Here is an 11,638-nt window from a genome sequence, read left to right as displayed (position 1 = left end):
GGCGTTTCCCGGTGTATCGCTGAGGGCTCATCCGGAGCGGATGCGGGGTTTGCCGATACCGGCAGACCCGGTCTGTCGCGCCCTGCGTGCGGCAATTCGCGAACTCGCCAATCCATTCGCGTTTCGCCACACCACGCATGCCGGACTCGGCACGACCCGCGCTATCCGGCCGTATACCCCGCAAACCGAAAGTCCCGCCGCTCGAATCGCCATATGTTCCGCACGCGATCGCGGGACAAGAGCAAGCCGTGCACGCGAGCTTCAGCGATTCGCGACCGTGTGCCACCGCCTCACATACTCCGGCGTCCCCGTCGGCGCAGCATCGACGACCGGCGCCTGCGGCTGCAGCGCCAGCGGCAGCACCCCCGCCCACACCGGCAACGACAGGTCGTCGTCGCCATCCTCCGGTCCGCCCGAGCGGACCTTGCACGCAGCTTCCTCCAGCGGGATGCGCAGGACCGTGGTCGCGGCCAGCTCGTTCGCATTGCCGGCGCGCACTTCGCGTGAACGACCGGTCGCAATCCCCTCCAGGAACGTATCGAGCGCTGCGGCCTTGGCCGCCCCCTCCACGACCTCGAACGCGCCGTAGATCACGGCCGAGCGATAGTTCATCGAATGCTCGAACGCCGAGCGCGCGAGCACCAGCCCGTCCAGATGCGTGATCGTCACGCAAACCTGCGCGCCGCTCGTCGCCAGCTTCAGCATGCGACTGCCGTTGGAGCCGTGGATGTAGAGATGATCGCCGTCGCGCCAGCACGCGGTCGGAATGCAGTGCACGCCGTGCTCGTCGGCGAACGCGACGTGGCACACATACGCCGCGTCGACGATCGCGTGGAGCGTCGCGCGGTCGTAGCTGGCGAGTTTTGCAATGCGATGGACGCGGGTACGTCGGGATGGCGGCGGCGTTTCGGCAGCGGTCACGGCAGGATTCCTTTCAGGTGGTCGAAAATGGCGCCACGATAGGACAATCGTGGCACCATTTGTAGACCCAGCGTCGATCAAGTCTTTAGAACCACGATCGACCAGCTCATGCGGTTTCCTTCACCGTGCCTTGCAGCACCGCCTGTCTCGGCTTCCCGCGCTCCAACGCACGCGGCATCGACCGGTGTCGCTCCGCTGGAAAACCGCCCTCATTCGACCGATGCAACACGCGTCGCCGGATACGTGACGTTGCACCCGGCGACCACCCGAATTTACGCTTCCGGGATGGTGCCGACGATCAACGAAAACAGGTGGCCGAGATCTTCCTCGGCCTCGACGCCGCTGAACGGATCGCGGTTTGCGCCGAACGCCTCGCTGACTTCGTTCCAGTCCTGCTCCGTCAGCCATTTCCTCGCGGCAGGCAGTATCACCTCTTCTTCCAGGCGCATGTGATTTCTGTAGAACGCAGCATAGTCGTCTACCCGCGCGCGCAACGCCGGGAGCACTGACTCGCCGGCCAGTTCGTACCGGGTCAATGCATGTTCGATGTTTCGCACCAGCGCTTCACCCTGAACGTGCTGCTCCTCCAGTTCGGCGATGATTTCATCGAGGTCGTCGGCACGGTGCCACAAGTGCGAAAAAAGATAGCGGTCCTCCTTGGGATGATGGACCTGCTCGGGAAATTCGCGAATGTAGTAAAGCATGGCCCGAAGCACCATCAACCCCGGCGTCTTTGCGCCATTGCCGAGCAGTTCGACGAAGCGCTGCATGCCCGAAATGATGGTCGACAGCTGCTGGTGTTCCCTGAGGATGGACTGTACGGCGCTCGCTTCCGGCGCTTTCATATCGAACCTCTCACGCGTGGACGCGCCGCCGCGGCGGTCGCGTTGTTTGAAGCATGGCTCCCGCGATACGCCGTTCTTCAACATGTGCGCAACAGAGTCCATGCAAAAAATATAGCGGGCCCAACGCGCGTCCGAATGATTTGCATCAACGGAGAACCTGCCATCATCGGAACAGGTCGGTTCGCTTCCGGCGGCGGTCGATCAACCCGCACGCCCGCCGTCAATCCGCACGTTCGTCGGCCCTCGCCGAGATCAGAAACGGGAAGTAGTGAATCGCGTATGCGGTAAAGGCCACGATCCAGCAGGCACCGGAAGCGTCGATCCAGAATCCGTACGGAACGCCCGGGACGAGCGGCCCGAATGCCCGCAGGCTGACTGCGCCGACCATCAGCCAATAGCACAGCTGCTCCCAGGGCCCCGCAACGAGTGTACGTCCGGTATGGCCGAGCGCGGTACGCGTGATCATCGCGATGATCGCGCCGCCGATCGCCCCGACCGTCAGCGCGTGCATCGCCAGCGAATGCGGGATGATGCCCGCAGCCGACAGCGCAAGCATCGCGAATCCGACGGGAATCCACAGGCAGGACACGTGCAGGATCCAGATGATCGGCCGATTGCCGACGCGCCACGACCGCCACCCGATGATGCGGATCACGTGCAGCAGCATCGTTGCGCACGCAGCGGGGATCAGGATCACGCCGGGAACGCCGAGCGCGTCCGCGATCAACGTCAGCGCGACCGCCGGCGCGGCGCTCGCATCGACGAACCGGACACGTCGGACCGTGAAACCCGGAATCGCGTTCATCGTGAACATGGGCACGATGCGGCCGGTAATCACCGCGACGAAGAACACGACCAGTCCCGTTGCTGCGTACGCCGTACGCAGCGCAAGGTCCACTCGATCCGTCGCGACATACAAGTGAAATAACGCGTTCAATCCGCCGAACAACGCGAGCGCCACGGGCAGGAACACGTTGTGCCGGTTCTTCACGGAGATCAGCACGCGCAGCAGCACGATTGCCGTGATCGGCAGGAACAGCGAGTCGACGACGGCAGCAAGCGTCTCCGGGCCGGTCCAGACCAGCAGCCGCCCGGCTGCCCAAAGCAGCCAGAGCGCGGCAAGCGACGGGCCTCGCAACGTCTCGCGCGACGTCCAGGCGCGCACGGCAGTCAGCAGGAAACCGACGACGATCGCCGCGACGAAACCGAAGATCATCTCGTGCACATGCCACATCAGCCCTGTCAGCGGTGCCGCGCGTCCGGCGACCGGCACGCCGTGCCATGCGGCCAGCCAGACCGCCAGCGCAACGCTGCCGAACAACGCGCCGCCCAGGTAGAACGGCCGCAGCCCCAGTTGCAGCAGCGGCTGCGTGTCGGGCGACGACGGTGCCCTCATCGGTTCGCTGATCTTCATGTTTCTCTCCGGCGGCGGATGGTTCTGCAATTCATCCTAGCCCCACGCCGTCGAATATGGCTGGTTTCCATACGGTCCGCAGTGGCATCGTGCGAATGCATGATCTGCGTCAAGCCCCCGTACCGCATGCCGCGCGTACCCGTGTATCTCGACAGCCCGATGGTGATCATTGGCCGATTACGAGGAAATCCTGCAATGGCTACGGACGAACACGCAGCACCGTCACCGTGATGGCGGGCGCGCGGAGCAAACGTCGAGCGCCTGCTCCGCAGCCTGCTGCCCGGCACTCACGCAACTTCGATGATGACCTTCAGCGCATGCGTATCCGCGGCGTGACTGAATGTGTCGTATGCCCGCTCGACGTCGTCGAGCGAGAAGCGGTGCGTGATGAGTTGCTTCGGATCGAGCCGCCCCGATCGTACGGTTTTCAGCAGCATCGGCGTGCTGACCGTATCGACGAGCCGGGTCGTGATCGCGATATTGCGATCCCACAGCTTCTCGAGGTGCAGGTCCGCCTTCACGCCATGCACGCCGACGTTCGCGACGACCCCGCCCGGCGCGACGATCGACGTGCACATCTCGAACGTCGCCGGGATCCCGACCGCCTCGATCGCGCAATCGACACCGACCCCATCGGTCAGCTTCATCACTTCCGCGACCGGATCGCCGGCACGGCCGTCGATGCCCTCGGTCGCGCCGAAGCGCCGTGCGACGTCGAGCCGGTTGCGGTCCGGGTCGATCATGATGATCTGCGCGGGCGAATAGAACTGCGCGGTCAGCAACGCCGCGAGCCCGATCGGGCCAGCGCCGACGATCGCGACCGAGCAGCCCGGCTGCACCTTGCCGTTCAGCACGCCGCATTCGAATCCGGTCGGCAGGATGTCGGACAGCATCACAAGCGCGTCCTCGTCCGCACCGGGCGGAATCCGGTACAGGCTCGTCGGCGCGTGCGGAATCCGCACGAACTCGGCCTGCGTGCCGTCGATCCGGTTTCCGAGGATCCAGCCGCCGGTCGTACAGTGCGAATACAGGCCGCGGCGGCAGTATTCGCATCGGCCGCACGACGAGATGCAGGAAATCAGCACGTGATCGCCCGCCTTCAGCGTGTCGACCGCCGCCCCGACCCGCTCGACGATTCCGACGCCCTCATGACCGAGGATGCGGCCCGGCTCGCATGTCGGTACATCGCCCTTGAGGATGTGCAGGTCGGTACCGCAGATCGTCGTGCGTGTCATCCGGACGATCGCGTCGGTCGGCGCCTGCAGTTCCGGCATCGGCCGCTGGTCGAGCGCCTTGTGTCCGGGGCCGTGATATACGAGTGCTCTCATTTCGTTTTCTCCATGCGCGACCGCTTCACTGTGCAGCCACCACGCGCAGGCGCCGTTGATCTGAGTCAAGCGTGCGGAAAGCCTGCTTCGTAGACTCATCTGCACTGACGGATCTCCCGTCGACGGAGCGATCGCGATGAGCTACAAGAGCATAGTCGTGCACCTCGATACGAGCGGCCACAACCATTCGCGCCTCGAATTGGCATTGCGGCTCGCGCGGCAATTCGACGCACATCTGACCGGCGTGTTTGCGATCCATACGCCTGAGCCGACTTCGTTTTACGTGATGGCCGGTTCCGCCGACTACTTCCGCGAACAGCGGCAACGGCGCGACGAACGGCAAGCCGCGCTCGAGCGCCTCTTTCATGCGGAATCCATGCGCGCGAAGGTGTCCAGCAACTGGATTTCCGCCGACGCTCGCGCAAACACCGCGGTGCCGCATCACGCGCGCCATGCGGATCTCGTGATTGCCGGGCAGAGCGACCCGAACGACCCCGAGACGTTCATCGACGATCAGTTCGCGGAGAACCTGGTGCTGTCCGCGGGTCGCCCGGTGCTGTTCGTGCCATACGCCGGGAACTTCCGGACGATCGGCGAGCGTGTGCTCATTGCATGGGACGGCAGTCGCGAGGCCGTGCGCGCCGCGCATGACGCGATACCGTTCCTCAGGCATGCGAAACGCACGACCGTCGTCGCCGTCACCAACGGCAGCGAAGAAGCGGCCGGCATCCGTATCCCCGGCGCCGATGCGGCGCTGATGCTGGCCCGTCATGCGCCCGCCGTCGACGTACTCGACATCAGCGGCGACGCCGATGAATCGGTCGGCGACACGCTGCTGTCACGCGCATACGAAACCGGCACCGACTTGCTCGTGATGGGCGCCTACGGACACACGCGCTGGCGCGAGCTGCTGATGGGCGGCGCGACACGCACCGTTCTCGCGTCGATGACGCTGCCGGTGCTGATGTCGCACTGAGCGAACCGAGCGCCCCGCTTGATCCAGATCAGCGCGATCTCCGCACGCGCGCCGAAGATGAACATGTGTCATCCTGATCAACGGAATCGCCATGTACTCGAATATCCTCGTCGCACTTGACGGCAGCGAAACAGCGTCCCAAGCACTCGATGCCGCACTGACGCTCGCGTCCCGGACCGGTGCACGGTTGACGCCCGTCTACGTCGTCGATTTTCTGGTGCCTGCCTACGATGTGGCCGGCTACGATCCATCGATCCTGATCGACGCATTCCGCAAGGAAGGACTGCGCGTTGCCGATGACGCCGCTAACCGCATGGCCGCCCTCGGCGTGCCGGGGACGCCGCAGATCATCGATACCGATCCGGGCGAAGACGTCGCGGAGCGCATCCTGGCTTTTGCCCGGCAGACGGGCGCCGATCTGATCGTCATGGGAACGCACGGCCGACGCGGCTTCCGGCGCGTCCTGCTGGGCAGCGTTGCCGAACGGGTGCTGCGCGGCGCGACGCGCCCCGTGTTGATGATTACGGCGCACGGTGCACCGTCGCATGCCGCCGAAACAGCCGTGACCTCGACCGAAAAGGAGCCGTCGTGAACTACAAGACCTTGCTCGTCCATCTCGACGACAGCCGGCGCTGCAATGCGCGCATCGACCTCGCACTCGATCTCGCCGGACGCTGGAACGCGCACCTGATCGGTCTCTACGTGGTTTGCCAGGACATGTTCGAGCCGTTGCGGCGTCCGGACGAACCGCTGAAGCTCGCCGTGTACGAACGCCTGTGCGAGGAGCGCCGGACGCAGGCCGAGGAGCGCTTCCTCGACGCGGCCGAACGCGCGGGACGCAGCGTCGAGTGGCGCGCGCCCGCCGGCCCCGCGACCGAAGCCGCGATACTGCATGCGCGTCATGCGGATCTCCTGGTGCTCGGCCAGCTGGATCCTCAGGATCGCTTGACATACATTGCGCGTCATTTCGTCGACGACGTGGTGACGGGCAGCGGGCGGCCGGCCATCGTCGTGCCGTACGCCGGGGTGGTGCGCAGCCTTGGCGAGAATATTCTTGTCGCCTGGGACGGTGGCCGGGAGGCGGCCCGCGCGGTTGCCGACGCGCTGCCCCTGCTGGAGCACGCCCGTTTCGTTACCGTCGAAACGGTGGAGCGCGGGCATCCGGATCCGGACAAGACGCCCGCAGGCATCGATGTTGCCGCTTACCTCGAGCGTCACGGCGTTCGTGCGTCCATTTCGACGACACCGCGCGAAGCGGGCATCGGCACGGGTGTGACGCTGCTCAATCGGGCCAGCGACCTGCATGCCGACCTGCTCGTCATGGGCAATTACAGCCACACCCGGATGCACGAGCGTGTGCTCGGCGGCGCTACGCGAACGATCCTCGAAACCATGACGGTGCCGGTGCTGATGTCGCATTGACCCACGCATCGCAATGCGTCGCCGCGCGACGCTGTAAAATTCTCTGGCTTCACCCTGCTCGGCCCATGCAGGCGGCAAGTCGCCAATCCTGCGCACATGCATCAAGGCGGATCAACATCGATCAGAGCAGACAGAACAGCAATACCTTGATTTCCATACGCTTATCGCAACCCGGAACATGACTTACTCGCTCGCCACCCCCACCATCCGGGAACTCGAAATCCGCAAGAGCCGCTTCATCGCGCACGCGATTCCGGTCGAGGATCGCGACGCCGCGATGCAGGCGCTGCAACGCCTGCGCGACGAACATCCGACGGCGACGCATGTGTGCTGGGCGCTGCTCGCCGGCGGCCAGTCGGGCATGTCGGACGACGGCGAGCCGTCCGGCACCGCGGGCCGGCCGATTCTCGAAGTGCTGCGCCACCACGACCTCGACGGCGTGCTGGGCGCGGTCGTGCGCTACTACGGCGGCGTCAAGCTCGGCGCGGGCGGGCTCGTGCGCGCGTACACGGACGCGATCGCATCGGCGCTGCTCGATGCCGAACGCGTCGAGCGCATCCGCCTGACCCGGCTCGCGATCGAGATCGGCTACCCCGACGAAGCGCGCGTGCGCCGCTGGATCGAGCAGGCCGGCTACGAACTGGCCGACAGCGCGTACGGGATGACCGTGCGCCTCGTGATCAAGCTGCCTGTCACCGCCGAGGACAATGCGCGCACCGAGTTGTTCGACCTGACGCAGGGACGGTCGGGCTTTCCCGCCCTGTGACGCCAAGCGGCAGCTCCGCCTCCCCCATACGCCGCCGATAAGCCAGTGACACACCCGCTCGTGCGCGCCGCGATGCCTTCGGCGCGTGCGGATCGATTGCCGGCATTGCACACCACTGCGCCAAAATGCCGCGGATTTTCAGTGAATTCTGTCGAAAAATCGGATTAGTCCCATAGAAAAATCCGCTCCTGAAATTTAATCTCTTGCGGTTTTTCCGTATAACAGTCGCGCAAACGTTTTACCGGCAGACCGGCTCGCATGCAGCGTGCGCCGCGTCCGCTTGGCCCGCCTTGGCCGGGGGGCCACCATGCCGGGACCCGCATGACGCGTCATCAATAAACCAATATCCGTTACGGGACAACCGACGCATGCAGAGTGTTCAGATACTGCAAGCCCAGCTTGCGGAACTCGACAAGAAAATCAGGACTGCCCGCCGCGCCGAACGCCATTCCGCGCTGGAGCAGGTCCGCCATCTGGTCACGACCTACGCGCTGACCGCGCGCGAAGTCTTCGGGCAAGGCTACAGCGACCGCGCAAAGCTGTTCACGGTCGGCGCGAAATATCGCGATCCAGTCACCGGCGCGACGTGGAGCGGACGCGGCCGCGCACCGTCGTGGATCGTCGGGCGCGATCGGGCCGCGTTCCTGATCCGGGAGTGACGGCCACGCCGCGCGCGCCACCCGGTGCGGCGCGCGCGGCCGGCGCAGCGCGCGTCAATACACGTCCGGCACGATCATGTTTTCCGGTACGGGGCGGCGGATGTAATCCTCGTGATGCTCGCGCCGCGGCAGTTCGATCGATGGGCGCGGAATCTCGTGATATGGCACCTGGCTCAGCAGATGGTGAATGCAGTTCAGGCGCGCGCGCTTCTTGTCGACGGCCTGCACGACCCACCACGGCGCTTCGGGGATATGCGTGCGCTGGAGCATCTCCTCCTTCGCGACCGTATACGCCTCCCAGCGGCGCCGGCTCTCCAGATCCATCGGGCTCAGCTTCCACTGCTTCAGCGGATCCTCGATGCGGTGCTGGAAGCGCCGCTCCTGCTCGGGATCGGTAATCGAGAACCAGTACTTGACGATCTGGATGCCGCTGCGCACGAGCATCTTCTCGAATTCCGGCACAGACCGGAAAAACTCCTCGTATTCGTCGTCGGTGCAGAAGTTCATCACGCGCTCGACACCCGCGCGGTTGTACCAGCTCCGGTCGAACAGCACGATCTCGCCGCCGGCCGGCAGATGCGCGACATAGCGCTGGAAATACCACTGCGTGCGCTCGCGGTTGCTGGGCGCCGGCAGCGCGGCCACACGGCACACGCGCGGGTTCAGGCGCTGCGTGATGCGCTTGATCGCGCCGCCCTTGCCGGCCGCATCGCGGCCCTCGAAGATCACGACGAGCCGGTGCCCGGTGTTGACGACCCAGTCCTGCAGCTTGACGAGTTCGCCCTGCAGGCGGAACAGCTCGCGGAAGTAGCGCTTGCGCGCCTCGCGGCGCTCCGGCGAGAACAGCGTGTCGTCTTCGTCGAAGCGGCGGTCGTCGAGCTCCATCTCGAGCTCCTCGTCATACGCGTCGACGAGATCCTCCTCGAGCCGGCGCTGGCGCGCCTCCATTGCTTCCGCATCGATACGGGTGTCGTTGTCGCCCATGGCGGGCCTCCTTCAATGACGCAACGAAATCGCGTCATTATCGCAGGCGTGCCCATATGAATTGTGAAAGGAAAATGTCATGTGAAAACGGCCGCCCGCACGCGTCAGAAGCGGAAATTGAGCAGCACCGTCGCGAGCACCGGATTCGCTGAAATGTCGAACGTGTTCGACGCGAGCGTGCGGTTCGGCTGACTGATGTTCAGCGTGATCTTCGTGCGCAGCGGGATATACGTGACCATCCCGGTGTTCCAGAAGCGGCGCGAGCTACCATCCGGCAGAAACTGTTCGACAGCTATCGCGATGCGCTCAAGCTGAAGAGCGTGCTGGGGACGCTCGACGACCAGTCGCTGGTGGCGGTGGACAGTTTTCTGGAGAGCAACGCGGCGGGCGGGTAATCCGTCGATCGAGACCGCGCGCGACCGCCATCGGCGGCCGCGCGCGTAACGTCACTGAATCACCCGCGTGACCCCGCGCCCGCGCGGATCGGCCGCCGCCTCGGGCGTCTTGCCGTCGACCTTGATCACCTGGATGTCGCCGCTGAAGTCCTGGCCCTTCAGGTTGTAGCCGCGCGCCTCGATCTGCTTTGCGAGTTCACCGTCGATCGGGTGGTACGGCTCCCAGAAGATCGTGTTCGGCGGCAGCAGCTGGTGATGGAAGCGCATCGCGGCGACCGCCTCCTTCAACGGCATCCTGAAGTCATAGATGTTGTTGATCACCTGGAAGATCGACGTGAAGATCCGCGAGCCGCCCGGCGTGCCGATCACGAGCGACACCTTGCCGTCCTTCGTCAGGATCGTCGGCGTCATCGACGACAGCGGCCGCTTCTTCGGCTCGATCGCATTGGCATCCGCGCCGACGACGCCGAACGCATTGGCAACGCCCGGCTTCGCGGAGAAATCGTCCATCTCGTCGTTGAGCACGATGCCCGTGCCGTCGGCGATCATGCCCGACCCGAAGTAGCCGTTGATCGTGTACGTGTTCGACACCGCGTTGCCCCACTTGTCGACGACCGAGAAGTGCGTCGTCTCCGCCTTCTCCGGCATCGACGTGCCGAGGCCCGGCTGCACGCTCTTCGTGTCCGCGATCTGCGTCGGACTCACTTCGGACGCGCGCTTCGCGATGTACGCATCGTCGGTCAGCTGCGCGACCGGCACGTTGTAGAAGTCCGGATCGCCGAGGTATTGCGCGCGATCGGCGAACACGCGCTTCTCGATCTCGGCAATCATGTGCACGTATTGCGGCGAGTTGAGCGTGACGCCATCGAAGTCCTGCTTCAGGTCGGCCTTCATCTTCAGCAACTGCACGAGCCCGATCCCGCCCGAGCTCGGCGGCGGCGCGGTGATCACGCGATAGCCGTTCCAGTTCGCCTGGATCGGCTCGCGCCACACCGCGCGATATTGCTGCAGGTCCTGCTTCGTGATCAGGCCATTGCCGGCCTTCATCGACGCAGCGATCAGGTCGGCCGTCTTGCCGTCGTAGAAATCCTTCGCGCCGTCGTTCGAGATCCGCGTGAGCACCGCGGCAAGATCCGGCTGCCTGAAGTTCACACCGGCCTTCATCCCGCCGAAGTACTTGTCGTAGTTGGTCCTGCCGCCGAACTCCTTCGACGCGTCGACGCCGCGCTGCGCGAGCTGCTCGTCGACGACGAAGCCGTCGCGCGCGTAGTGGATCGCCGGCGCGAGCACCTGCTTCCACTTCAGCTTGCCGAAACGCTTCTGCGCTTCCCACATCCCCGCGACCGTGCCGGGCACGCCGACCGCGCGGTTGCCGTACAGGCTCATGTCGGGCACGACTTCGCCCTGCTTGTCGAGGTACATGTCCCGCGTGGCGGCGAGCGGCGCGCGTTCGCGGTAGTCGAGGAAGTACGGCTTGCCGTCGGCGTAGAGGGTCATGAAGCCGCCGCCGCCGATGTTGCCGGCTTCCGGATACGTGACGGCGAGCGTAAATGCGATCGCGACCGCGGCATCGATCGCGTTGCCGCCTTCCTTGAAGATCCGCTCCGCCGCATCCGCGCTGTACTTGTCGGCGACGGCGACCGCCGAACCGGTCAGGACCGCGGGCTGCGGCCCTTTCGCGTACGCGGGCGCGGCCGGCAGGAAGCCGATGCCGGCCGCAGTCGCGACGACGGCGACGGCTGCGGCGGAGGTTTTGAAGCGATCGAATGTGCTCATTGCGTGTCTCCCATGTGAGCGCCTTACAGGGCCGAAGAATTCGTTTCGTTTGCTTATAGCCCCGCGCCCCACGAGCCCGATAACCGGGTTTCGTAGTCGCGGCGCAATCAATCGGCCAATCGTCCGACGATACTACGAATCACAATGAATCC

At 65.0% G+C, this 11,638-nt stretch carries 12 protein-coding genes; 5 read left to right on the top strand and 7 right to left on the bottom strand.

The features are described 5' to 3' along the window. Positions 1–261: 261 nt before the first annotated feature. The 4 genes from ACV229_RS18635 to ACV229_RS18620 all read right to left on the bottom strand — a co-directional run bounded on the left by ACV229_RS18635 (position 262) and on the right by ACV229_RS18620 (position 4,508). Complete coding sequence (locus ACV229_RS18635) at positions 262–921, bottom strand: pyridoxamine 5'-phosphate oxidase family protein (protein ID WP_448084581.1); 660 nt, start codon at positions 919–921, stop codon at positions 262–264. Between the two features lie 272 nt (positions 922–1,193). Continuing rightward, the gene (locus ACV229_RS18630) at positions 1,194–1,850 is read right to left on the bottom strand and encodes a hemerythrin domain-containing protein (protein ID WP_448084580.1); all 657 of its coding nucleotides are present in this window, start codon (positions 1,848–1,850) and stop codon (positions 1,194–1,196) included. A 136-nt stretch (positions 1,851–1,986) separates the two neighbouring features. Further along, a complete protein-coding gene (locus ACV229_RS18625; protein WP_448084579.1) occupies positions 1,987–3,180 on the bottom strand; it encodes an NnrS family protein in 1,194 nt (397 codons plus the stop codon). A 287-nt stretch (positions 3,181–3,467) separates the two neighbouring features. After that, on the bottom strand, positions 3,468–4,508 hold the full coding sequence (locus ACV229_RS18620; RefSeq protein WP_448084578.1) for a zinc-dependent alcohol dehydrogenase family protein: 1,041 nt from the start codon (positions 4,506–4,508) through the stop codon (positions 3,468–3,470). 136 nt (positions 4,509–4,644) lie between these two features. On the opposite strand from ACV229_RS18620, the gene ACV229_RS18615 reads away from it, so the two are divergent. From ACV229_RS18615 to ACV229_RS18595, 5 genes are all read left to right on the top strand, one after another. Then, the gene (locus tag ACV229_RS18615; RefSeq protein ID WP_448084577.1) at positions 4,645–5,484 is read left to right on the top strand and encodes a universal stress protein; all 840 of its coding nucleotides are present in this window, start codon (positions 4,645–4,647) and stop codon (positions 5,482–5,484) included. A gap of 91 nt (positions 5,485–5,575) precedes the next feature. Continuing rightward, positions 5,576–6,076 carry a universal stress protein gene (locus ACV229_RS18610; RefSeq protein ID WP_448084576.1) on the top strand — a complete coding sequence of 167 codons (501 nt, stop codon included), beginning with the start codon at positions 5,576–5,578 and terminating at the stop codon, positions 6,074–6,076. After that, positions 6,073–6,906, top strand: coding sequence for a universal stress protein (locus tag ACV229_RS18605; protein ID WP_448084575.1), 834 nt, complete (start codon positions 6,073–6,075; stop codon positions 6,904–6,906). Before ACV229_RS18610 ends, ACV229_RS18605 begins: the two co-directional genes overlap by 4 nt. A gap of 178 nt (positions 6,907–7,084) precedes the next feature. After that, positions 7,085–7,672, top strand: coding sequence for an IMPACT family protein (locus tag ACV229_RS18600; RefSeq protein WP_448084574.1), 588 nt, complete (start codon positions 7,085–7,087; stop codon positions 7,670–7,672). Positions 7,673–8,040: 368 nt separating this feature from the next. Further along, the gene (locus ACV229_RS18595) at positions 8,041–8,331 is read left to right on the top strand and encodes an H-NS histone family protein (RefSeq protein ID WP_448084573.1); all 291 of its coding nucleotides are present in this window, start codon (positions 8,041–8,043) and stop codon (positions 8,329–8,331) included. A 54-nt stretch (positions 8,332–8,385) separates the two neighbouring features. Here the strand turns inward: ACV229_RS18595 and ppk2 are convergent, their stop codons facing one another. The 3 genes from ppk2 to ggt all read right to left on the bottom strand — a co-directional run bounded on the left by ppk2 (position 8,386) and on the right by ggt (position 11,486). Then, positions 8,386–9,315 carry a polyphosphate kinase 2 gene (gene ppk2, locus ACV229_RS18590; RefSeq protein WP_448084572.1) on the bottom strand — a complete coding sequence of 310 codons (930 nt, stop codon included), beginning with the start codon at positions 9,313–9,315 and terminating at the stop codon, positions 8,386–8,388. 104 nt (positions 9,316–9,419) lie between these two features. Then, on the bottom strand, positions 9,420–9,554 hold the full coding sequence (locus tag ACV229_RS18585; protein ID WP_448084571.1) for a hypothetical protein: 135 nt from the start codon (positions 9,552–9,554) through the stop codon (positions 9,420–9,422). Between the two features lie 207 nt (positions 9,555–9,761). After that, on the bottom strand, positions 9,762–11,486 hold the full coding sequence (ggt, locus tag ACV229_RS18580) for a gamma-glutamyltransferase (RefSeq protein ID WP_448084570.1): 1,725 nt from the start codon (positions 11,484–11,486) through the stop codon (positions 9,762–9,764). Positions 11,487–11,638 lie beyond the last annotated feature (152 nt).

It is taken from the genome of Burkholderia sp. MR1-5-21, from assembly GCF_053427715.1.
This window is presented reverse-complemented; position numbering and strand designations above follow the sequence as displayed.

What these genes read in the sequence shown, in the direction of transcription:
- ACV229_RS18630 (WP_448084580.1), bottom strand. Translation starts at nt 1,850, where the DNA reads ATGTTGAAGAACGGCGTATCGCGGGAGCCATGCTTCAAACAACGCGAC.
- ACV229_RS18625 (WP_448084579.1), bottom strand. Translation starts at nt 3,180, where the DNA reads ATGAAGATCAGCGAACCGATGAGGGCACCGTCGTCGCCCGACACGCAG.
- ACV229_RS18620 (WP_448084578.1), bottom strand. Translation starts at nt 4,508, where the DNA reads ATGAGAGCACTCGTATATCACGGCCCCGGACACAAGGCGCTCGACCAG.
- ACV229_RS18615 (WP_448084577.1), top strand. Translation starts at nt 4,645, where the DNA reads ATGAGCTACAAGAGCATAGTCGTGCACCTCGATACGAGCGGCCACAAC.
- ACV229_RS18610 (WP_448084576.1), top strand. Translation starts at nt 5,576, where the DNA reads ATGTACTCGAATATCCTCGTCGCACTTGACGGCAGCGAAACAGCGTCC.
- ACV229_RS18600 (WP_448084574.1), top strand. Translation starts at nt 7,085, where the DNA reads ATGACTTACTCGCTCGCCACCCCCACCATCCGGGAACTCGAAATCCGC.
- ACV229_RS18595 (WP_448084573.1), top strand. Translation starts at nt 8,041, where the DNA reads ATGCAGAGTGTTCAGATACTGCAAGCCCAGCTTGCGGAACTCGACAAG.
- ppk2 (WP_448084572.1), bottom strand. Translation starts at nt 9,315, where the DNA reads ATGGGCGACAACGACACCCGTATCGATGCGGAAGCAATGGAGGCGCGC.
- ACV229_RS18585 (WP_448084571.1), bottom strand. Translation starts at nt 9,554, where the DNA reads ATGGTCACGTATATCCCGCTGCGCACGAAGATCACGCTGAACATCAGT.
- ggt (WP_448084570.1), bottom strand. Translation starts at nt 11,486, where the DNA reads ATGAGCACATTCGATCGCTTCAAAACCTCCGCCGCAGCCGTCGCCGTC.